The 22,422-nt window shown below is 40.2% G+C and carries 19 protein-coding genes; 8 read left to right on the top strand and 11 right to left on the bottom strand.

Going from position 1 to position 22,422, the window contains the following annotated elements; genetic code table 11:
• The first annotated feature begins 326 nt into the window (after window positions 1-326).
• Window positions 327-962: a spore protease YyaC gene (gene yyaC, locus Q8G36_RS09870; protein WP_305159977.1), complete on the top strand. Its 636-nt coding sequence runs from the start codon at window positions 327-329 to the stop codon at window positions 960-962.
• A 53-nt stretch (window positions 963-1,015) separates the two neighbouring features.
• Here the strand turns inward: yyaC and Q8G36_RS09865 are convergent, their stop codons facing one another.
• From Q8G36_RS09865 to rpmH, 11 genes are all read right to left on the bottom strand, one after another.
• Window positions 1,016-1,717, bottom strand: coding sequence for a DUF554 domain-containing protein (locus tag Q8G36_RS09865; protein WP_289351446.1), 702 nt, complete (start codon window positions 1,715-1,717; stop codon window positions 1,016-1,018).
• Between the two features lie 53 nt (window positions 1,718-1,770).
• The gene (locus Q8G36_RS09860) at window positions 1,771-2,631 is read right to left on the bottom strand and encodes a ParB/RepB/Spo0J family partition protein (protein ID WP_305159978.1); all 861 of its coding nucleotides are present in this window, start codon (window positions 2,629-2,631) and stop codon (window positions 1,771-1,773) included.
• A complete protein-coding gene (locus tag Q8G36_RS09855; RefSeq protein WP_076368556.1) occupies window positions 2,624-3,385 on the bottom strand; it encodes a ParA family protein in 762 nt (253 codons plus the stop codon). Before Q8G36_RS09855 ends, Q8G36_RS09860 begins: the two co-directional genes overlap by 8 nt.
• Before the next feature lie 258 nt (window positions 3,386-3,643).
• Window positions 3,644-4,504 carry a nucleoid occlusion protein gene (gene noc, locus Q8G36_RS09850; RefSeq protein ID WP_305159979.1) on the bottom strand — a complete coding sequence of 287 codons (861 nt, stop codon included), beginning with the start codon at window positions 4,502-4,504 and terminating at the stop codon, window positions 3,644-3,646.
• Between the two features lie 378 nt (window positions 4,505-4,882).
• Entirely contained in the window at window positions 4,883-5,599 is a 717-nt protein-coding gene (gene rsmG, locus Q8G36_RS09845) for a 16S rRNA (guanine(527)-N(7))-methyltransferase RsmG (RefSeq protein WP_305159980.1), read from the bottom strand.
• 30 nt (window positions 5,600-5,629) lie between these two features.
• Window positions 5,630-7,516, bottom strand: a complete 1,887-nt coding sequence (gene mnmG / locus Q8G36_RS09840; RefSeq protein ID WP_305159981.1) for a tRNA uridine-5-carboxymethylaminomethyl(34) synthesis enzyme MnmG — start codon at window positions 7,514-7,516, stop codon at window positions 5,630-5,632.
• A 21-nt stretch (window positions 7,517-7,537) separates the two neighbouring features.
• Window positions 7,538-8,923 carry a tRNA uridine-5-carboxymethylaminomethyl(34) synthesis GTPase MnmE gene (mnmE, locus tag Q8G36_RS09835; protein WP_305159982.1) on the bottom strand — a complete coding sequence of 462 codons (1,386 nt, stop codon included), beginning with the start codon at window positions 8,921-8,923 and terminating at the stop codon, window positions 7,538-7,540.
• A gap of 346 nt (window positions 8,924-9,269) precedes the next feature.
• Complete coding sequence (gene jag, locus Q8G36_RS09830; protein ID WP_137020458.1) at window positions 9,270-9,890, bottom strand: RNA-binding cell elongation regulator Jag/EloR; 621 nt, start codon at window positions 9,888-9,890, stop codon at window positions 9,270-9,272.
• Window positions 9,887-10,675: a YidC family membrane integrase SpoIIIJ gene (spoIIIJ, locus tag Q8G36_RS09825; protein WP_305159983.1), complete on the bottom strand. Its 789-nt coding sequence runs from the start codon at window positions 10,673-10,675 to the stop codon at window positions 9,887-9,889. Before spoIIIJ ends, jag begins: the two co-directional genes overlap by 4 nt.
• A 175-nt stretch (window positions 10,676-10,850) precedes the next feature.
• Window positions 10,851-11,207, bottom strand: a complete 357-nt coding sequence (gene rnpA, locus Q8G36_RS09820) for a ribonuclease P protein component (protein WP_063234313.1) — start codon at window positions 11,205-11,207, stop codon at window positions 10,851-10,853.
• Window positions 11,208-11,287: 80 nt separating this feature from the next.
• The gene (gene rpmH / locus Q8G36_RS09815) at window positions 11,288-11,422 is read right to left on the bottom strand and encodes a 50S ribosomal protein L34 (protein WP_034316183.1); all 135 of its coding nucleotides are present in this window, start codon (window positions 11,420-11,422) and stop codon (window positions 11,288-11,290) included.
• Window positions 11,423-12,354: 932 nt separating this feature from the next.
• Here rpmH and dnaA point away from each other — a divergent pair.
• The 7 genes from dnaA (at window position 12,355) to gyrA (ending at window position 21,538) form a co-directional block, all read left to right on the top strand.
• Window positions 12,355-13,704 (top strand): chromosomal replication initiator protein DnaA, encoded by a 1,350-nt coding sequence (dnaA, locus tag Q8G36_RS09810; protein ID WP_057914144.1) that lies wholly within the window; start codon window positions 12,355-12,357, stop codon window positions 13,702-13,704.
• A gap of 192 nt (window positions 13,705-13,896) precedes the next feature.
• Window positions 13,897-15,033 carry a DNA polymerase III subunit beta gene (dnaN, locus tag Q8G36_RS09805; protein WP_305159984.1) on the top strand — a complete coding sequence of 379 codons (1,137 nt, stop codon included), beginning with the start codon at window positions 13,897-13,899 and terminating at the stop codon, window positions 15,031-15,033.
• 220 nt (window positions 15,034-15,253) lie between these two features.
• Window positions 15,254-15,466, top strand: a complete 213-nt coding sequence (gene yaaA, locus Q8G36_RS09800; RefSeq protein WP_305159985.1) for a S4 domain-containing protein YaaA — start codon at window positions 15,254-15,256, stop codon at window positions 15,464-15,466.
• A 21-nt stretch (window positions 15,467-15,487) separates the two neighbouring features.
• Window positions 15,488-16,606: a DNA replication/repair protein RecF gene (gene recF / locus Q8G36_RS09795; RefSeq protein WP_048687943.1), complete on the top strand. Its 1,119-nt coding sequence runs from the start codon at window positions 15,488-15,490 to the stop codon at window positions 16,604-16,606.
• 12 nt (window positions 16,607-16,618) lie between these two features.
• Window positions 16,619-16,882, top strand: a complete 264-nt coding sequence (gene remB, locus Q8G36_RS09790) for an extracellular matrix regulator RemB (protein WP_305159986.1) — start codon at window positions 16,619-16,621, stop codon at window positions 16,880-16,882.
• A 75-nt stretch (window positions 16,883-16,957) separates the two neighbouring features.
• Window positions 16,958-18,883 carry a DNA topoisomerase (ATP-hydrolyzing) subunit B gene (gene gyrB, locus Q8G36_RS09785; protein ID WP_305159996.1) on the top strand — a complete coding sequence of 642 codons (1,926 nt, stop codon included), beginning with the start codon at window positions 16,958-16,960 and terminating at the stop codon, window positions 18,881-18,883.
• Between the two features lie 96 nt (window positions 18,884-18,979).
• Window positions 18,980-21,538 carry a DNA gyrase subunit A gene (gene gyrA / locus Q8G36_RS09780; RefSeq protein WP_305159987.1) on the top strand — a complete coding sequence of 853 codons (2,559 nt, stop codon included), beginning with the start codon at window positions 18,980-18,982 and terminating at the stop codon, window positions 21,536-21,538.
• Window positions 21,539-22,422 lie beyond the last annotated feature (884 nt).

Below are 22,422 nucleotides of genomic sequence, written 5' to 3'. Positions count from 1 at the left end.
TAGACGTATTCCTCTACCCATCATGCATTGAGATAACCATGAGTTAGAGAGATTTTCTCTATTTTATCAATAAATAATGGTTTCTGTACAAAAAAATTATGGGTATATAGGTAAAAGAATTAGAAGGTTTCCCCCAGATATTCAAGTAATTATTTACTAGAAAGTATAAATGAAAGCAATTGGTAGAGGAAGAACGTCGATTCATTTCCCCTTCACCTGTTTGCATGTTCTACAAAAAAATCCCTCATCCATCATGTTAAATACCGTATATTTTTCCCTTTTTATCCGTATACTGTAATACCAAATAAAGTAAAGGAGTTGAGCCGATGAATCTGAATTCTAGTCTATTTAATAATAATAAAAATAGATTGAGTCGCATCCTGCATGAAGATACGGATGCATCCAAACAAATTTCCCAGGAATTAATCAACCTCCTACCAACCGGAAAGCTTCAACCAATCGTCATCGTCTGTATAGGCACAGACCGTTCCACAGGCGATTCACTCGGACCACTTGTCGGCACTCTGCTTAGTGAAAAAGCTGAAAACAGTTCTTCTTCATTCCATGTTTATGGCACTCTGGATGACCCTATACATGCGATGAATTTACAGGAGAAATTAAATGAAATTAAAAAGATTCATGCCAATCCCTTTATAGTCGGAATCGATGCTTGCTTAGGGAAAATGAAAAGTGTCGGCATCGTTCAAATCGGCCAGGGACCAGTAAAGCCAGGTGCCGGGGTCAATAAAGATCTTCCTTCCGTTGGAAATGCCCATATTACAGGAATCGTGAATGTAAGTGGATTCATGGAGTTCATGGTCTTGCAGAACACGCGTCTTAATCTTGTGCTAAAAATGGCCAAAACCATTGCCCAGGGAATTTATGAAGCACAAAATCATTATCCAATAAAACCTTCCATCACTCCTTTCACATGGTCATTCGAGCAAGAAAAAACCCTTTGATCGGTTTTACTTATCATAAAAAAGAAGGAAGGGGCCATCCCCTTCCTTCTTTTTTATACATAATACATGAAAGTAACCAGAATGGCAGTGATCATTATGCCCGGAAGCAGATTCGCCACCCTGATTTTGGTGACACCGATAATATTCAAACCAATCGCCAAAATCATGACTCCCCCAGTTGCCGTCATTTCCAATATGAAGGAATCCATTAAAGCAGTTGGGATCATCGTATTGATCTGCCTTGAAAAAACCGCCAGGAATCCCTCATAAAGAATGATCGGAAATGCTGAAAAAAGTACACCTATGCCTAGCGTGCTGGCGAGGACCAGTGCTGTAAATCCATCGATGATCGCTTTTGTTATCAAAACATCATGATCATTCCGGATACCGCTATCCAGGGCACCGATAATGGCCATTGCCCCAATGCCAAATATGAGCGTAGCCGTTACAAACCCCTGGGATATCGAGGTTCCTTCCTTCGCTTTCATCCTGCGTTCAATCCAATTGCCTAAAGAATTAAGCCTGCCCTCAAGATTCATCCATTCACCCAGGACAGCCCCTCCGACAATACTTAAAATGACAACAAGGAAATTATCGCTTTTAAACCCCATCTGCAAACCTAAGACCATCACGGCTAAACCGATACCGCTCATGACCGTTTCTTTTATCTTTTCAGGTATATGTTGTAAAAACCTTCCTAAAATCGAGCCGATTAAAATGCAGGCACCATTCACCAAAGCCCCTAATAATACCATCTCATCCACCTAATTTTCTGCATATGTCGTGACGATCTTTTCATAAAGGGGATCTAAGAGGAAAGGTTCTCTTGATCGATCAAGTTCAAAATTCTCTCTAAATCTTCTTTTGAAAAGAATTCTATTTCTATTTTTCCTTTTTTCTTGCTTTGTTTTATCGTTACGCTCGTTCCTAGTCTTTCACGCAGACTTGTCTCCCGTTGCTTTATGAAGATATCTTTTTTCTCTTGTTTTTTAGTTTTGGTTTCACGTGAAACGGTATCATTCAATTGATGTATATATTGCTCTAGCTGTCTGACATTCATACCTTCTCTAAGGATTTTATCCGCTACCGGCTTAAGCATCTCTTTTTTCTTTAAACCTAGCAATGCCCGGCCATGCCCCATGGAAATTTCCCCATCAGAGATATATCTCCTAATCCCTTCAGGCAAAGATAGTAATCTAACATGGTTTGCTATATGGGGTCGACTTTTACCCAGTCGATTGGCCAACTGCTCCTGGGTAAACTCCAATTTTTCAAGAAGCGTTTGATAAGCGGCAGCTTCCTCGATCGGATTCAAATCTTCCCGTTGCAGGTTTTCCAAAATCGCCAGTTCCATCATTTGCTGTTCACTCAATTCCCTCACAACGACCGGAACTGTCTTCAACCCAGCTTCCTTGGCAGCACGATAACGCCTTTCCCCAGCCACGATTTCATATCCCTTAATACTTTTCCGGGCAATAATCGGCTGTAATATCCCGTGTTCCAAGATGGATTGCTTTAATTCCTCTATAGCTTCAAGCCGAAAACTCTTTCGGGGCTGATAAGGATTTGGCCTTAATTCCCTTAATTTGATTTCGCGCACGATTTCATCTTTACTGATCTCCCCACTATTGAAAAGTGCGTTAAGTCCTTTGCCAAGCCCTTTAGCCATTTGATACCACTTCCTTTGCCAGTTCTAGATAGACCTCCGCTCCTCGTGACTTTGGATCATATATAATTATCGGTTCTCCATGACTCGGTGCTTCACTCAAACGGACATTGCGGGGAATGATGGTTTGATAGACTTTATCCTGGAAGTATTTTTTGACTTCTTCTATGACCTGGAGACCTAAATTTGTTCTTGCATCCAACATCGTCAATAGCACACCCTCAATTTTCAAATCATGATTCAAATGCTTTTGGACGAGGCGGACCGTATTCAATAGTTGACTCAAACCCTCCAATGCATAATATTCACATTGTACCGGAATCAAAACTGCATCAGCGGCCGTTAAGGCATTAAGCGTAAGCAAACCCAATGATGGAGGACAGTCAATCACAATGTAATCATATTGGCCTTGCACCTCTTCTAACGCCCTTTTTAATCGGACTTCCCTTGAGATGGTTGGAACAAGTTCAATTTCTGCACCTGCAAGTTGAATAGTCGCAGGTATAGCATATAGGTTTTCTACCTTTGTTTCCATGATAACGGTACTGGCCTCGACATCATCAACCAATACATCATAAATACATTGTTCCACATCTGCTTTGTCAATACCGGCACCGCTTGTCGCATTTCCCTGCGGGTCAATATCGACCATTAAGACTTTCTGTCCTATGTATGCAAGACAGGCACTTAGACTGACAGAAGTTGTCGTTTTTCCAACACCGCCCTTTTGATTGGCAATGGCGAGAATCTTACCCACGAATTCACCTGCTTTCAACTATCTTCATCATGCTATATCTATTGAATTTTACCGTAAATCCATTTATTTCTTTCTATTTTATCATGAATGTTACGGGAAGAAATCGTTTTCTGAAATTCCTCTTAAAATTAGAAATTTATCTAAAAGCATTAAAAATTCGGGAAAAGCTGAATGTTTTTAAGGTGACATACCAGTTTTGGAAAGCAAATAAAAAAAGCTTGGTAATCAGAGACTACCAAGCGGGCTAAGGATAGGGAATCAAGTTTTTTTCTTGGGTATTTTAATCGTGAACTGATAATACTCCTCGAATTCTTCTTCCTCTGCATCCAAATTTATTCCATTGTCTGTAACCATACTGAGTGATTGGCGTATGGTATTCACGGCAATCCTCATGTCTTTACTAAACGCTTTTCGTTTAGGTTTCGGCTTTTGCACAGTACCCGTTAAGAGCTTGACGACCTGCTCTTCGGTCTGCTTGACGTTTAACCCTTTTTCGATGATTTCCAAAAGCAGTTTTAGCTGCTTTTCAGGACTCTTCAACGGTATCAACGAGCGGGCATGACGTTCCGTAATTTGCTTTTGAAGAAGTGCATCCTGAACCTCCTGGGGCAGCTTAAGCAGCCGAAGCTTATTCGCCACGGTAGATTGACCTATTCCCAGTCTTTGTGCCAAAGCTTCTTGGGTTAAACTATGCAGCTCCAATAGTTTTCCGTAAGCCAAAGCTTCTTCGATCGGTGTCAGCTCTTCACGCTGAAGGTTCTCTATCAGCGCAACGGAAGCCGTTTCTGTATCAGTGAAATCTTTGATTATAGCAGGTGCCAATTCCCAGCCAAGCTTTTGCATGGCCCGGAAACGACGCTCACCTGCAATGATTTCATATTTCCCCTGACCATGAGCCCTTACTACAATTGGTTGAATGATCCCATGTGTATGGATCGTTTGAGCCAATTCGGCAATTTTATCGTCATTAAAAACGGTCCTTGGTTGAAATCGATTAGGCACAATATCAGAAATGGAAATTTTTCTTATCTCTTCATTATTATTGCTAGGTGTCTCCATCTCTAGTTGCTCTTCTTCTTTTTCGCCAAACCCAAAGAACCGCGAAAAAGGATGCTTCATCTTCCTACACCACCTTTTAAAACTCCCAAATAACATATTCTCTATTTAAAGGACAAGTCCTGCATACATTTCCCGACATGGTTATACATATGGCCCTTCACTGTAAAAAACATGTCGACTGGCGCCATCAAGGCAATAATGAGGAATGGCTGGCCAGTTATTATAAATATCGGCCGGCTTGCCCAAGATTATTTCCCTGAATCAGCCAGCACAGGGCACACGTTTTAACATGTACCGAAAATGCCTTTTTGTTGGCAAATGCAGTATTGCGTGAAAAGAATAAGGTCATACATTTATAGTAAAAGAAAATAAGGGCCAGTACCAGCATATATCCGAATCATCTACGATTACTATGAAAACATACTCATCGTGCAGAGGTCATTCTATAGGCTGCTTATTCGGTGTCCCTGGTTTTCTCGGGTACTTTTTAGGAGTCTTCCTCACTTTTTTTACAGTAATGATGTTTCTTTCACTATTTTCCTCTGGCAATGTGAAAGGATGAATTTCTTCGATTTCTCCGCCTAACGTAAAAACGGCCTTCTTCCCTGTGTCCATTTCATCTTGTGCACTAGCCGCTTTCATGGCAATGAACGTCCCATCCAGTTTAACGAGCGGCAAACATAGTTCACTTAAAACCGACATCCTGGCTACCGCCCTTGCCATGACAATATCATAGGATTCGCGATGCTCCTGTTTTTGGGCGAAGGTTTCCGCCCGGTCGTGATAGAAGGAAACTCCCTTTAATTGCAAGGAATCCGCAAGGTGATTCAAAAAAGAAATTCGCTTATTCAAGGAATCCACAATCGAGACGTGGATATCAGGGAAACAAATCTTCAATGGAATACTCGGAAATCCAGCTCCAGCCCCAACATCGCAAATTCGATACGTTTTGTTAAAGTCAAAATAAAAGGCTGCACTGATTGAATCATAAAAATGCTTAAGATAAACTTCTTCTTTATCAGTGATGGCTGTTAAGTTCATCTTTTCGTTCCATTCCACCAATAATCGATAATAAGTGTCAAACTGATCAAGCTGTTGAGGAGAAAGCTTGATCCCTTTCTCCAGCAGTGCTTGTTGGAACTGTTCAATATTCATGTTTTCTTCAATCCTTTTCGGGTATTTCCACTACTGAGATACTCTGGCAATCTTACCTTGTTCCAAATAAACAAGCAAAATGGAAACATCAGCGGGATTCACACCGGAAATTCTTGAAGCCTGAGCTACTGATAGCGGGTGGACCTGCTTTAATTTTTGACGTGCTTCCGTTGCAAGACCAGAAATTGCATCATAATCGATATTCTCTGGAATCTTTTTATTCTCCATTTTTTTCAGGCGATCGACTTGCTGCAAGGATTTTTCGATATATCCTTCATACTTGATCTGGATTTCGACCTGTTCCGTCACTTCATCACTCAGTTCGACATCACTTGGCGCCAACTTCTGAATATGGGAGTAATCCATTTCAGGCCGTTTCAATAAATCGGAGGCACGGATACCATCCTTTAACTCACTGCCGCCACTTGCAGTAATGACTTCTTGTACCTCTTTGGTCGGTTTGATGAAGTTTGATTTCAGTCGTTCCTTTTCCATTTCAACCGCTTCTTTTTTCATAAGGAAACGATTGTAGCGTTCTTCTTTGATCATTCCGATGTTGAATCCAATTTCCGTTAAGCGTAAATCGGCATTATCATGACGCAATAATAAACGATATTCTGCACGTGAAGTCAGCAATCTGTATGGTTCATTCGTGCCTTTCGTTACAAGGTCATCAATGAGAACACCAATATAGGCATCCGAACGGCTTAAAATCAGTTCTTCTTTACCCATTGCATTCAATCCTGCATTAATACCGGCCATCAATCCTTGTCCTGCTGCTTCCTCGTAGCCGGATGTCCCGTTAATTTGACCAGCAGTATAGAGATTTTTGATTTTCTTCGTTTCAAGTGTAGGCCATAGCTGTGTAGGAACGATAGCATCATATTCAATTGCATATCCAGCACGCATCATTTCCGCCTTTTCAAGTCCTGGGATTGTTTGCAGGATTTTCACTTGTACATCTTCAGGCAGACTGGTGGATAAACCTTGCACATAAACTTCCTTTGTATTGCGACCTTCAGGTTCCAGGAAGATTTGATGCCGTGGTTTATCATTAAAACGTACGACTTTATCTTCTATCGATGGACAATAACGCGGTCCAGTTCCTTTTATCATTCCGGAATACATTGGTGAACGGTGTAGATTCTCATCAATGAGCTGATGTGTCCCCTCATTCGTGTACGTTAACCAGCATGGCAATTGATCCGTTATGAACTTTGTTGTTTCATAAGAAAATGCACGCGGCACTTCATCGCCAGGCTGAATTTCAGTTTTGCTGTAATCTATGGAAGAACTATTTACACGTGGCGGCGTTCCTGTTTTAAAACGGACCAAATCAAATCCTAACTGCTCTAAATGTTCAGAAAGCCTGATGGAAGGCTGTTGATTATTAGGACCGCTAGAATATTTCAGTTCCCCTAAAATGATTTCACCGCGTAAATATGTTCCCGTCGTGATGACGACAGTTTTCGCACGGTACACCGCGCCTGTTTTAGTGATGACACCCGTACATACGTCGTTTTCAACAATTAATTCCTCTACCATTCCTTGAATCAATGTCAAATTTTCTTGGTCTTCTATCGTCTTTTTCATTTCTTGTTGATAGAGAAATTTATCTGCCTGCGCCCGCAACGCACGAACAGCCGGACCTTTAGCCGTATTGAGCATCCTCATTTGAATATGGGTCTTGTCGATATTTTTTCCCATTTCACCGCCTAAAGCGTCAATTTCCCTAACGACTATCCCTTTTGCCGGCCCACCAACGGAGGGATTGCATGGCATAAAGGCGACCATATCCAAGTTAATGGTGATCATCAGCGTCTTAGCTCCGACTCTTGCAGCTGCAAGGCCTGCCTCACTGCCAGCATGACCGGCACCAATAACAATGACATCATAGCTACCTGCTTCGTATTGCATATCCTTTTCCTCCTTTTACGCTTATTTTCCTAAACAAAATTGAGAGAACAATTGGTTGATTAAATTATCCTGAACGCTTTCGCCAATGATTTCTCCAAGGAGCTCCCATGCTTTTGTGAAATCGATTTGAACCAAATCAACCGGCGTACCCATTTCAATAGCTTCGATTGCGTCTTCGATAGACTGTAATGCCTGTCCCAGTAACGCTATATGCCTGGCATTGGAAACATAGGTCAGGTCTCCCGTTTCTAAAGAACCCTCGAAAAATAAAGAAGCGATGGCTTCTTCCAATTCATCGACCCCTCGATCCTCCAGTAATGAAGTCGTAACAACTTTATGGGATGCCGCTTTTTCCTTAACCTTTGCCATATCGATTTTTTGTGGAAGGTCGGTTTTATTGATGATAACGATAACATCCATACCCTCAACCGCTTGAAATAGTTTCTCATCTTCAGTAGTAAAATCATCGGAATAATTCAATACAAGCAATATTAAATCAGCCTCTTTTAATACTGCACGGGACCGTTCAACTCCAATTCGTTCGACGATATCTTCCGTTTCGCGAATTCCTGCCGTATCGACAAGTTTAAGCGGTACACCGCGAACATTGACATACTCTTCAATTACGTCACGTGTTGTACCTGGAATATCAGTGACGATCGCTTTATTTTCATGAACTAAGCTGTTAAGTAAAGAAGATTTTCCGACATTAGGGCGCCCTATGATAACGGTCGCAAGCCCATCCCGAAGTATTTTCCCCTGTTGGGCCGTGTGAAGCAGTTTCTCTATTTCATTCTTCACATAACTGCCCTTTTCCAAAAATAAACGATGCGTCATTTCTTCGACATCATCATATTCCGGATAATCTATATTTACCTCGACTTGAGCGAGGGTCTGTAAAATTTCTTGACGCAGGTTTTGGATTAATTTTGAAAGCCGGCCTTCCATTTGACCTAATGCAACATTCATGGCTTTATCCGTTTTAGCGCGGATTAAATCCATAACGGCCTCAGCTTGAGAAAGATCGATCCTGCCATTCAAAAAAGCCCGTTTCGTAAATTCACCAGGTTCCGCTAAACGAGCACCTTGTGAGAGAATAAGCTGCAATACCCGATTGACCGAAACGATCCCACCGTGACAATTTATTTCAACTACATCTTCCCTTGTAAATGTCTTTGGACCCATCATGACCGAAACCATGACTTCCTCTATGATTTCACCTGTTTTAGGCTGGATAAGGTGGCCATAATGAATCGTATGTGATTTCACTTCAAGCAATCCTTTTCCACCTGGTCCTCTAAAGATCCTATCGGCTATTTCTATGGCCTCATCACCGCTGATCCTAACGATGGCGATTGCCCCTTCCCCTAAGGGAGTAGAGATAGCGGTGATTGTATCGAATTCCATGCTTTCACCTCTTATATATTGATGTTTCTATTTTTTTCTGATAATAAAATCGTCGAATCCCTAAATTACTACAATACCACAGTATATTCATGAAAAAAAGTAGATACTCCTACCTCTCAAGAGTTATCCACATGCAATTAATCCATATTCTGTAACATCCATTCTAACTTATCCACATGTGAATAACAAATATCCCCCACTTCCCTTTCTTTCATTGCCTTTACGAATCAAGAGAATATATAAAGAAATATGTCACTTCTTGTTGAATTGATACTTGGTAAAAAAATATTCGACACACAACGATATCATGACCAAAAAAAAGAACCCCTGCTTAAAAGCAGAAGGTTCATTTAAGTGGAGTAATGACCAAGTGGCGATATGGCTCCGTCCCACTTGAAGTTGTTTTTATTTTTGGATAATCCAAGAGAGCATTATGGATGACCTTACGTTCATAGGATGGCATCGGCTCCAGTGAAACAGCTTTACCTGTTTTCATGGCTTTATTTGCCATCCTTTCAGCCAACTGGATTAAAGTGTCATTGCGGCGATTTCGATAATCTTCTGCATCTACAGTAATATTCAAAAACTGCTTCGAATATCGATTTGCAACCAGCTGCGCTAAATACTGAAGTGAATTTAGTGTTTGACCCCTTTTTCCAATCAATAATGCAATTTTATCACCTGATAAATGGAATGTTACGTTCTTACCTTTACGGGTGACATCAATTTGTGCATTGACTCCCATTTCCACGCTGACATTCTTCAAAAATCCAAGTGTCTCTTCAATGGGATCGGCGGGCAATGTCACATGGACAATTGCCTTCCTTGCACCAAATAAACCAAAAAATCCTTTTTTGCCTTCATCTTCTATTTCAATCTCCACGCGATCCTTAGTGCTGTTCAGTTGAGCTAAAGCTAAATTTACTGCTTCTTCGACAGATTGTCCTGTAGCAGTTACTTTTTTCACTTTTTCTTTGCCCCTCCCGCGTTTTCCGCAGCTGCTTTTCTAAGATCCGGACCTTTGATGAAATATGTTTGAACGATACCAAAAATGTTACCAACTACCCAGTAAAGAGAAAGAGCAGCGGGGAAATTAATAGCAAAAACAACAATCATGATTGGCATGATGTAAAGCATCATCGTCATTTGTGCAGCCATTTGTGGATTGGAGTTCATTCCAACCATGGACATCTTTTGCTGGATAAAAGTCGTGATACCCGCAACGACCGGTAAAATATAATAAGGATCCGGGGAACCTAAATCAAACCAAAGAAAACTATGTAAAGCAATTTCTTCCGTACGGCTGATTGCATGGTAAAATCCGATCAAAATTGGCATTTGTACCAATATCGGCAAACATCCCGCCAATGGATTCACATTATATTTTGAAAATAGAGCCATTGTTTCTTGCTGTAGTTTTTGTTGTGTGGCAGCATCTTTTGAGCTGTATTTAGCTTGAAGTTCTTTCATTTCAGGCTGAATGGCCTGCATTGCTTTCGAGCTTTTCACCTGTTTGATCATTAATGGAAGTAATGCAAAGCGAATGATTAGTGTAACTCCGATGATTCCCAAACCATAGTTCTCACCAAATGCTTCAGAAAGCCAAATGATCAGGGCTGATAATGGATAGACAATGTATGAATTCCAAAAACCTTCACTATCCGCAGTAATAGGTTCTTTAATTTCCGTACACCCTGCTAACAACATCATTATCGAGGCTAGTCCAATAATGAGTAATATTCGTTTTTTCAACCGTAATTTCCTCCTAACTGCAATCAATCTTTTTTGAAACAATTGTGAACTGTTTATTAGAAGATTTCAAGGAAAAGCAATCTACTTTTTCCACAGTTACAATCGGAATTTTCTATGTCATCTTTCTCAAGTAACCACATGATCCGAGGAGTGCTTATTCGATATTAAGGGGACTTTATTGTTTTTTCATTTTAAAGTTTAGTGATTTAGAACGTTTCAGGACATGGATCAAACTGCTTTTCACCTGGAAAAAGTCCATCTCCGCAGCTGGTTTTCGAGCAATCACAATATAATCCTTACCCTCTTCTATATCTTCTTTCAATTCCAAAAACGCTTGCCGTATGTATCTTTTAATTTGGTTCCTAACAACGGCGTTCCCGATTTTTTTACTGACTGAAAGGCCGATCCGAAAATAATCCTGACCCGGCTTTTCAAGGACATAGACAACGAATTGCCGATTAGCAGAAGATTCACCTTTTTTAAACACAAGCTGAAATTCGTCCTCTTTCTTAATCCTTAACTTTTTTTTCATTTTTACACCTTCATTACATGAATTGAGTCTCAGCAAATCTCTTATTTTGCGAAAAAAGACCACTGAGACTTTTCAGTGGTCTATGCAGATAATACTTTTCTGCCCTTACGGCGACGTGCAGCGATTACTCTACGTCCGTTTTTCGTGCTCATACGTGCACGGAAACCGTGAACTTTACTATGTTTGCGGTTATTCGGTTGATAAGTTCTTTTCATTATATGACACCTCCCTGAGGAATAACAGTTAAAGACAGTCTTTACAATTATATAGATGGAGGTTTCTACTTGTCAACCTCATCCATAAAAATATTTCTTTTTTAATGCTCAATGTCCAGTAGGCCTTTTTTTACTACCTAGCCTATTGTAAATGATTTTGCTCCGAACTGATATAGAAATTTTTGGGGAAAGGGAAATTTCCATCATTTTATCCATTAGCACAAATATGAGATTCGCGAAGAATCCTCCCTTGATCGACACAACATTCGACAAATAATAAAAATGAACCTGAATCACTTTAGATCTGTCTCATGCAGGTTTTCTGGCTTGAACAACTAGATTTAAGTTAAATTATTCGAGCCTATAATCACGGTCTGTGGATAAAATTCGACATGTTTTTTTCTATCCACAACCCATTTTATAGACTTTTGCACATAACAATAGCCTGTGGAAAAGTTTTTCCCACAAGCTCGGTAAGTTGTGGATAAAGTTTTCTAACCCATTGCAAGACGCCTGAATTTCTGATATTATATTTGTGTTTTCACTCTGAATAACTTTATCAACAGGTAACGTTTATCCACAGACTGTGTATAACTTGTGGATAGTTTATCCGACCTGTGTATATTAATCTGTCCACATATGGTGGATATTGTCGAAAACCCTTTTTTCTTCTTTATTATATATTTCTTAAAATACCTGTTGATGAATAAACATTCAAATCTACACTGGCTCACCAGATGTAGTCTGTACAAAGGTTGTACAGCGCAAGATATAGTTTTTAGGCACTTCACATTACACAACACAAAAATCCCTTATACAGCTCACCGAACCTTTGCTGTCAAAATTAATATAAAGACGGCAATCGATGAGTTTATTTGTGCCTATACATTTAAATACAATTATTAAAAATATTTTGCAAAGGAGGGATAAGTTTGGATAACATCGATAGCCTCTGGAACCAGGCGCTCGGAAAAATCGAAAAAAAAATCAGTAAACCAAGCTTTGAAACTTGGCTTAAATCAACCAAGGCTTATTTACTGCAAGGTGATACATTAACAGTCACCGCTCCCAATGAATTTGCCAGGGATTGGCTTGAAGAACGCTATTCCCATCTTATTTCCGATGTATTGTTTGAACTTACCGGTGAGGAATTGGAAGCAAAATTCATCATTCCCCCCAATCAAGAAGATGATGATTTTACCGTTCCTGTTCAGCCTAAAAAGATAAAAAAACAGGATAAAGAGCATGCTGCATTTCCACAGCATATGCTGAATGCGAAAAATACCTTCGATACATTTGTCATCGGCTCCGGCAATCGTTTTGCCCATGCCGCGTCTCTCGCTGTCGCAGAAGCTCCGGCCAAAGCCTATAATCCCTTATTCATATACGGGGGCGTAGGTCTTGGAAAAACTCATTTAATGCATGCAATCGGGCATTATGTTCTTGAGCATAATCCGAATGCAAAGGTCGTTTATTTATCGTCTGAAAAGTTCACGAATGAATTCATCAACTCGATCCGGGACAATAAAGCTGGGGAATTCCGTGATAGATACCGAAGCGTGGATGTTTTATTAATTGATGATATTCAATTTCTTGCGGGAAAAGAACAAACTCAAGAAGAGTTTTTCCATACATTCAATGCGTTACATGAAGAAAGCAAACAGATCGTCATCTCGAGTGACCGCCCGCCAAAAGAGATACCTACACTCGAGGATCGCCTCCGTTCAAGGTTCGAGTGGGGCTTGATCACGGATATCACACCTCCTGATCTAGAAACGCGGATTGCCATATTGCGTAAAAAGGCAAAAGCTGAGGGTCTTGATATCCCGAATGAAGTCATGCTCTATATTGCCAACCAAATCGATTCCAATATTCGTGAGCTTGAGGGTGCACTTATTCGTGTCGTCGCTTATTCTTCATTGATTAATAAAGATATAAATGCCGATTTGGCAGCTGAAGCATTAAAAGACATCATCCCTAGCTCAAAACCTAAAATAATCACCATCTTGGAAATCCAGAAGACGGTCGGTGAACATTATAGTGTCAAACTTGAGGATTTCAAGGCGAAAAAACGGACTAAATCCGTAGCCTTTCCAAGACAGATTGCCATGTATCTTTCCAGGGAGTTAACGGACTCATCCCTGCCCAAGATAGGTGATGAATTTGGAGGTCGCGATCATACGACCGTTATCCATGCGCATGAAAAAATCTCCAAACTCATGCAAACGGACACCCAGCTACAACGTCAGGTTAAAGAAATCCAGGACCAGCTGAGGGTATAATGGATTCTGGATAATGTGAATAACTGACGACTACTTACACACAGTCTGTCCACATGTGGATAGACTGTTTTTCCTTAGGTTGAGTGGACTTATCCACATATCAACAGGCCCTACTACTATTACTACTATCTTTTTTAATAAAAATTATTAATAAATATGCCTATTCGGCAATAAAAAATTGGAGGATGAAACATGAGATTTATAATCCAAAGAGATCGATTAGTTCATAGTGTCCAAGAAGTAATGAAAGCAGTCACATCAAGGACGACGATTCCGATTCTAACGGGGATAAAAATAAGCGTTACTAGTGAGGGTGTCACTTTAACAGGAAGTGATTCAGATATCTCCATCCAATCATTCATTCCGGCTGAGGTTGACGGAGACGAGATCGTTGAAGTTAAAAGTAGCGGCGGTATTGTCCTGAATGCCCGTTTTTTCAGTGAAATTGTCAAAAAGCTGCCGATGGATACTGTTGAAATTGAAGTGGAGAATAACTTTCAAACGATTATTCGCTCAGGTAAAGCTGAATTTAATCTAAATGGACTGGATCCTGAGGAATATCCACATCTTCCGATCATTGAAGAAGAAAATATTTTCAAACTGCCAACGGACCTTTTAAAGACCCTTATCCGTCAAACTGGCTTTGCCGTGTCCACGTCAGAAACACGCCCCATCTTAACAGGTGTAAACTTAAAGGTTCAAGATGACGAATTGACCTGTATTGCAACAGATAGTCATAGGCTTGCAATGAGAACAGCCAAAATAGAAAATAAAATTAACGGGACCTATAGCGTTGTAATCCCAGGTAAAAGCCTGAATGAGTTGAGTAAAATCCTTGATGATACAAACGAACTCATTGAAATCGTCATTACCGAAAACCAAGTACTTTTCAAAGCTGAAAATTTATTATTCTTCTCAAGACTGCTTGAAGGGAATTATCCTGATACATCACGCTTGATTCCAGCAGATAGCAAAACGGATGTGACTGTTCACACTAAGGATTTTCTTCAAGCGATCGACAGGGCTTCTTTATTGGCGAGAGAAGGAAGAAATAATGTCGTCAAATTGACGACCCTGGAAGGCCGTATAATCGAAGTCTCTTCCAATACTCCTGAAATTGGTAAAGTAATTGAAGAGGTTCAGGCAGAAGCCATTGAAGGTGAAGACCTGAAAATCTCATTCAGTGCCAAATTTGTAATGGATGCTCTAAAAGCATTGGAAGGTTCCGATATAAAAATTAATTTCACAGGTGCAATGCGTCCGTTTGTCATTCGCCCGCTACATGATGATTCCATGCTGCAATTAATTCTCCCGGTAAGGACTTATTAAGCTAAAATAATATTTCAAAAAAATTAAAGGCTTGTATAGCAGGCCTTTAATTTTTTTATATTTAAACATAGGTTTCCAAAGGTTTTTTAGTGTTTTTTTAATGCTGTACGGAACCCTGAATTGCTAAAAACAAGAACTGAAAAAGCTATACTTTGTCTTAATGGGATTAATTTAGTAAAATGAAATATTAAAGACTACTTAGAAATGAGTGAGGTATGAAATGGACTCCATAAAAATCAGTACCGAATATATTACGCTTGGACAATTCTTGAAATTGGCCGATTTGATCCAAAGCGGCGGAATGGCGAAATGGTTCTTAGGTGAATACGAGGTTTACATTAATGGCGAATTAGACGTGAGAAGAGGCAGAAAATTAAGATCAGGTGATAAAATAGAGATTCCTGGATTTGGCACCTACACAATTACAAGCTAAAACATAAGGGAAGAGCGGAATATGTATATTGAAAATATAAGTTTGAAAAATTACCGCAACTATACCGAATTGAATCTGACTTTTGAGAATAAAGTCAATGTAATCCTCGGCGAAAATGCTCAAGGAAAAACAAATGTCATGGAATCCATTTTTGTTTTAGCAATGGCAAAATCCCATCGGACCTCAAATGATAAAGAACTTATTCGCTGGGATGAAGAGTATGCTAAAATAGAAGGAAGAGTTAGAAAGAGAAATACCTCAATACCACTTGAGCTGACCATTTCAAAAAAAGGGAAAAAGGCGAAATGCAACCATATTGAACAAAGAAAGTTGAGTCAATATGTCGGAAATATGAATGTGGTCATGTTTGCGCCTGAGGATCTTAACCTTGTAAAGGGGAGTCCTCTAGTCAGACGCCGTTTTATAGATATGGAAATTGGCCAGGTTTCTCCCGTATACCTTCATGATATGAGCCAATATCATAAAATACTTCAACAAAGAAATCATTACTTAAAGCTTCTGCAGACCCGGAAACAAACGGATACGACGATGCTTGACGTGCTGACTGATCAATTTATTCAGTATGCAGCGAAAATTGTCGAAAGAAGATACGAGTTTCTTTTAAAGCTCCAGCAATGGGCAGAGCCGATTCATTCGGGGATCTCCAGAAATCTAGAAGTATTGAAAATCCAATATAAACCGTCGCTTGATGTATCAGAATCTATGGATTTGACGAAAATGATAGAAGTATACACAGAAAAATTTGATAAAATAAAAACAAGGGAAATTGAACGGGGTGTTACACTGGTAGGTCCTCATCGAGACGACCTGGTTTTTTTTGTGAATGACCGTGATGTCCAGACATATGGTTCACAAGGACAACAGCGTACGACTGCCCTGTCTTTGAAACTTGCCGAAATTGAGCTGATCCATGAAGAAATCGGCGAGTATCCCATTTTATTATTGGATGATGTGTTATCGGAACTTGACGATTTCCGTCAATCCCATTTACTGAATACGATCCAAGGGAAAGTGCAAACATTTGTGACGACACCCTCCGTTGATGGAATCGATCATCAAACCCTAAGAGAAGCGTCCACCTTTTATGTTAGTCAAGGAAGTATAAAAAAGGTTAAATGATGAGGTGAATGTATGTATCTCCATATTGGTGAAGACATTCTTGTGAAAACGGACGATGTCATAGCCATTTTAGATAAAAAGCTGCTTCAGGCCTCTCCAATCATGAGTGAATTTTTGGAGAAAAAGTCTGCTGTAACTTACCATTTAGCAAAAAACTCGGTTAAATCGATTGTAGTGACGGATAAGCAGGTATATTATTCACCGCTTGCGTCGTCCACTTTGAAAAAGCGTTCACTGCAGCCATCGCTCTTAATCGATGATATAGATATTCTTTGAATTGTAGCTAAACGTTATAATTATTTCTGAAAATTGATAAATGCCAAAAGAAAAGTGTAGGTGATACGTATGACAATGGAACAAAGAGAAGTACAAGCTCAGGCATACGATGAGAATCAGATACAGGTTTTAGAAGGCTTAGAAGCAGTTCGTAAACGTCCGGGGATGTATATCGGTACTACCTCTGCAAAAGGACTTCACCATCTTGTTTGGGAAATTGTCGATAATAGTATTGATGAGGCACTAGCTGGTTTCTGTACGGAAATCAAAGTGACGATCGAGGAAGACAATAGCATTACCGTAGTCGATAATGGTCGGGGAATCCCGGTAGGCATCCATGAAAAAATGGGACGCCCAGCTGTAGAAGTAATCATGACGGTCCTTCATGCGGGCGGAAAATTTGGCGGCGGAGGTTATAAGGTCTCCGGTGGTCTTCATGGTGTGGGGGCTTCAGTAGTTAATGCCTTATCCACGGTATTGGAAGTTTATGTTCATCGTGAAGGTAAAATCCATTATCAGCAGTTTAATCGCGGCATCCCTAAAGAAGATTTGAAAATTATCGGGGAAACCGATCATACTGGAACGACTGTACACTTCATTCCCGATGGTGAAATCTTCACGGAAACCTTGGAATATGATTTCGATACATTAGCCACACGAATCCGTGAGCTTGCATTCCTGAATAAAGGGTTGAAACTGATCATTGAAGATAAACGTGAAGAAGAAGAGAAAATCAGGGATTACCACTATGAGGGCGGTATCAAATCTTATGTTGAGCATTTGAACCGTTCTAAAGAGGTATTGCATGAGGAACCGATTTTCATGGAAGGCGAGAAAGATGGAATCTCTGTTGAATTAGCCTTGCAATATAATGACAGCTATATCAGTAATGTCTTTTCTTTTGCCAATAATATTCATACCTATGAAGGCGGTACACATGAATCAGGATTCAAGACTGCATTAACCCGTGTCATCAATGATTATGCGCGGAAAAATGGTCTTTTAAAAGAAGCTGATTCCAATTTCTCAGGTGAAGATGTCCGGGAAGGATTGACGGCAATCATTTCGATTAAGCATCCTGATCCACAATTTGAAGGTCAGACGAAAACCAAACTTGGAAACTCTGAAGTAAGAACTGTTACCGATTCCGTTCTTTCGGAAAGGCTTGATGCCTTCTTATACGAAAATCCTGCCGTGGCCCGGAAAATTGTAGATAAAGGTCAAATGGCAGCGAGAGCCCGTATGGCAGCGAAGAAAGCACGTGAATTGACCCGAAGGAAAAGTGCTTTGGAAGTATCCAATCTACCGGGTAAACTGGCAGATTGTTCTTCCAAGGACCCGAGTATCAGCGAATTGTACATCGTTGAAGGAAACTCTGCGGGAGGATCGGCAAAACAAGGGCGGGACCGCCATTTCCAAGCTATCTTGCCGCTAAGGGGTAAAATCCTTAATGTTGAAAAAGCGCGATTGGACAGAATCCTGCATAATGAAGAAATAGGTACGATCATCACAGCACTTGGAACAGGCATTGGTGATGAATTCAATACTGAAAAAGCTAGATATCATAAAATTGTTATCATGACCGATGCGGATGTGGATGGTGCCCATATCAGAACACTGATGTTGACATTCTTCTACCGGTATATGCGAAAAATCATCGAGTATGGATATATATATATTGCTCAGCCGCCACTTTTCAAGATTCAGCAAGGGAAAAAAGTGGATTATGCTTATAATGACCGCCAGCTTGAAGAAATCATGGCGAGTTTGCCAAGTACTCCAAAGCCTAACCTGCAGCGTTATAAAGGGCTGGGGGAAATGAATCCGGAGCAATTGTGGGAAACGACCATGAACCCTGAAACGAGAACGCTGCTTCAAGTCAGTTTGAAAGATGCTGCCGAGGCAGATGAAACTTTCGAGATGCTGATGGGCGACAAGGTGGAACCGCGACGTAACTTCATTGAAGAAAATGCAATTTATGTAAAAAATCTTGATATCTGATTTTTGACAGGATGCTTTTTACATCCTGTTCTTTAAATAGTGCACGGAACAGTTAAATTAAATGAGAGTATAAGCTTTTAATAGGAGGTTGGCTCCATGTCAGAAAATGAAAGATCAGGCGTTAAAGAAATAAATATAAGTACCGAGATGCGAACATCGTTTTTGGATTATGCGATGAGCGTTATCGTGTCACGGGCTTTGCCTGATGTAAGGGACGGTTTAAAACCGGTACACCGAAGAATTCTTTATGCAATGAACGACCTTGGAATGACTTCGGATAAACCATTTAAGAAATCAGCCCGTATTGTCGGGGAAGTAATCGGTAAATATCACCCGCATGGTGATTCGGCTGTATATGAAACGATGGTACGGATGGCGCAACCTTTTAACTATCGCTATATGCTTGTAGATGGTCATGGGAATTTCGGTTCAGTCGATGGTGACCAAGCTGCCGCAATGAGGTATACCGAAGCGAGAATGTCAAAAATCTCGATGGAGTTACTCCGAGATTTAAATAAAGATACGGTTAATTTCCAGGATAACTACGATGGTTCAGAAAGAGAACCAGCCGTTATGCCTGCCCGTTTCCCGAACTTGTTGGTGAATGGTTCATCAGGAATAGCAGTAGGGATGGCAACCAATATTCCGCCCCATCAATTAGGTGAGGTAATTGACGGCGTATTGGCTTTAAGCAAGAATCCTGAAATTACAATTCCAGAGTTGATGGAATATATCCCTGGTCCGGACTTTCCGACAGCCGGTTTGATTTTAGGGAGAAGTGGAATCAGAAAGGCCTATGAAACCGGAAAAGGGTCTATCATTCAACGGGCGAAAGTCGAGATTGAAGAGAAACCCAATGGTAAACAGGTAATCCTTGTTAAGGAAATCCCTTATCAAGTGAATAAAGCAAGATTGATTGAAAAAATTGCAGAACTTGCTCGAGATAAGAAAATCGAAGGCATTACCGACTTACGGGATGAATCGGATCGCAATGGCATGCGTATTGTCATGGAGCTTCGAAAGGATGTTAATGCGAATGTCCTTTTAAACAACCTGTATAAGCATACTGCGATGCAGACCACCTTCGGAATCAATCTGCTTGCTTTGGTGGACGGTCAGCCTAAAGTGCTGAATTTAAAACAATGCCTGCAATACTACTTGGCGCATCAGCAGGTAGTCATACGGCGCAGGACTGAATTTGATTTACGGAAAGCGGAAGCCCGTGCCCATATTTTGGAAGGTTTGCGCATTGCACTTGATAATTTGGACGCAGTCATTTCGTTAATCCGCGGTTCCCAAACGACAGAAATTGCCCGTGAAGGCTTAATGACACAATTCTCACTTTCTGAAAAACAGGCGCAAGCTATCCTTGATATGCGTTTACAACGCTTGACAGGTCTGGAACGTGAAAAAATTGAAGATGAATATCAGGCATTAATGGCTATAATTGCAGAATATAAAGCAATTCTTGCTGATGAGGAAAAGGTTCTTGAAATTATCCGTGAAGAGCTTCTTGAAATTAAAGAACGTTTTGATGATAAACGGAGAACTGAAATCACATTAGCGGGCTTTGAAAGTCTGGAAGATGAAGATTTAATCCCAGAGGAAAATATAATCGTGACACTTACGCATAATGGTTATATTAAACGCTTGCCTGCAACCACATACCGCAGTCAAAAACGCGGGGGGCGCGGAATCCAGGGTATGGGAACGAATACAGATGACTTTGTCGGTCACTTGTTAACCACTTCGACTCATGACACTCTATTATTCTTCACTAACAAAGGTAAAGTCTATCGTTCCAAAGGTTATGAAATACCTGAATATGGTAGAACGGCAAAGGGATTGCCGCTTATCAACCTGTTGGAAGTCGATAAAGGCGAGTGGGTCAATGCAATCATACCGGTGAAGGAATTTGCTGACGATTGGTATTTATTCTTCACGACCAGACATGGGATATCGAAGCGTACACCTCTGTCATCTTTTGCAAATATCCGTAATAATGGTTTAATTGCCCTAGGTTTACGTGAAGATGATGAATTGATTTCTGTCCGTCTTACGAATGGAGAGAAACAGATCATAATTGGAACGAAAGCCGGGATGATGATTCGTTTCCCTGAGACGGATGTACGGACAATGGGACGTACTGCAGCGGGAGTCAAAGGGATTTCCTTAGGGACGAATGATGAAGTTGTCGGAATGGAAATTCTTGAAGATGATGAAGAAGTCCTGATCGTTACGAAAAACGGCTATGGAAAACGGACCTCTGCGGAAGAATACCGTATTCAAAGCCGTGGAGGCAAAGGAATAAAAACATGTAACGTCACTGAGAAAAATGGTGAACTTATAGCCGTGAAAACAGTTACGGGTGTAGATGAAGATTTGATGCTGATTACAGCAGCTGGTGTATTGATCCGAATGGAAGTCGAAGGCATTTCTAAAACGGGCCGTAATACGCAGGGTGTTAAGCTCATCCGACTCGAATCCGCAGATAATGAATATGTTTCGACGGTAGCCATCGTAGGAAGAGAAGAAGAAGAAGAGGAAAAAGACATGGATGATATAGAAACGGTCACGACTCTAGATACGGATTCTGATTCTGAACCTACTGTAATTGAAGCAAATGAAGAAACTGAAAAAGATACGGAAGAATAATCTTTCCAAAAAAAAGACCCAGGCAATTAAGCTGGGTCTTTCTTTTGCGCATAAGATGAATTTCAAACTGATATCAAGAGTGTTCAGGTATGAGCAAAAAGACTTATCGATTTTGAAGAACCTAAGATAATGATGCTAATATTAAATTCATTTTTTTAGGTCTTTAATCATAATAAAGATAGATTCTACCTCAAGAACTTATTCTCAAAAATCATTGCTGTTGCGAATGTATTTCACGCCATGACTTCCGAAAGGACATATAGAAAGAAACAGTCACCGTTTAAGGTATTGGAAATGATCTTACATGATGACTTTGGTAAATTTGATATTGGGGTAGTTAAAACCTTGTCATCAAGCTACGCTAATTTTCCCATAGGAAGCAGGGTCAAACTGAACAATGGATTCATCACTGAAATCTTTTTTATTGATGCCGGCTCGCAAACAAGCCGGTCATAAAGGTGATGGATAGTGAGCAAATTATCAATTTAGGGTTTAATCGGGAATTATATATTGAAGAAATACTATAATGTTTAAAGAAAAATTTCACTCTTAAAAGTTAGGCTTTTTCTTCTTGATTAGGGGTGCAGTCATAGTATTTGCATTCTATGAATTCATGTATATTATTTATTTTAAAATAACTATTGCTTTTATTCCTGATACTAGATATAATAACTAAGTCGACATCGAGAGAATAAAGTTGTTGACAAAAAATAATATAGTTGATATATTATTAAAGTCGTTTCCAAACGAACGACATAAATTGCTCTTTGAAAACTGAACAAAACAAAGCGCCAACGTTAAATTTTAAGTGAGCACACACTATCAAAAAAGCAAAATGAGCAAGTCAAACATTTCTTCGGAGAGTTTGATCCTGGCTCAGGACG

The sequence above is a fragment of the Peribacillus frigoritolerans genome (genome assembly GCF_030676415.1).
Classification (GTDB): Bacteria; Bacillota; Bacilli; order Bacillales; family DSM-1321; genus Peribacillus; species Peribacillus frigoritolerans_A.
This window is presented reverse-complemented; position numbering and strand designations above follow the sequence as displayed.

Excerpts from the sequence above, each read along its gene's own strand:
- yyaC (WP_305159977.1), top strand. The coding sequence starts at position 327 with ATGAATCTGAATTCTAGTCTATTTAATAATAATAAAAATAGATTGAGT.
- Q8G36_RS09865 (WP_289351446.1), bottom strand. The coding sequence starts at position 1,717 with ATGGTATTATTAGGGGCTTTGGTGAATGGTGCCTGCATTTTAATCGGC.
- Q8G36_RS09860 (WP_305159978.1), bottom strand. The coding sequence starts at position 2,631 with ATGGCTAAAGGGCTTGGCAAAGGACTTAACGCACTTTTCAATAGTGGG.
- noc (WP_305159979.1), bottom strand. The coding sequence starts at position 4,504 with ATGAAGCATCCTTTTTCGCGGTTCTTTGGGTTTGGCGAAAAAGAAGAA.
- rsmG (WP_305159980.1), bottom strand. The coding sequence starts at position 5,599 with ATGAATATTGAACAGTTCCAACAAGCACTGCTGGAGAAAGGGATCAAG.
- mnmG (WP_305159981.1), bottom strand. The coding sequence starts at position 7,516 with ATGCAATACGAAGCAGGTAGCTATGATGTCATTGTTATTGGTGCCGGT.
- mnmE (WP_305159982.1), bottom strand. The coding sequence starts at position 8,923 with ATGGAATTCGATACAATCACCGCTATCTCTACTCCCTTAGGGGAAGGG.
- rnpA (WP_063234313.1), bottom strand. The coding sequence starts at position 11,207 with ATGAAAAAAAAGTTAAGGATTAAGAAAGAGGACGAATTTCAGCTTGTG.
- rpmH (WP_034316183.1), bottom strand. The coding sequence starts at position 11,422 with ATGAAAAGAACTTATCAACCGAATAACCGCAAACATAGTAAAGTTCAC.
- dnaN (WP_305159984.1), top strand. The coding sequence starts at position 13,897 with ATGAGATTTATAATCCAAAGAGATCGATTAGTTCATAGTGTCCAAGAA.
- yaaA (WP_305159985.1), top strand. The coding sequence starts at position 15,254 with ATGGACTCCATAAAAATCAGTACCGAATATATTACGCTTGGACAATTC.
- recF (WP_048687943.1), top strand. The coding sequence starts at position 15,488 with ATGTATATTGAAAATATAAGTTTGAAAAATTACCGCAACTATACCGAA.
- remB (WP_305159986.1), top strand. The coding sequence starts at position 16,619 with ATGTATCTCCATATTGGTGAAGACATTCTTGTGAAAACGGACGATGTC.
- gyrB (WP_305159996.1), top strand. The coding sequence starts at position 16,958 with ATGGAACAAAGAGAAGTACAAGCTCAGGCATACGATGAGAATCAGATA.
- gyrA (WP_305159987.1), top strand. The coding sequence starts at position 18,980 with ATGTCAGAAAATGAAAGATCAGGCGTTAAAGAAATAAATATAAGTACC.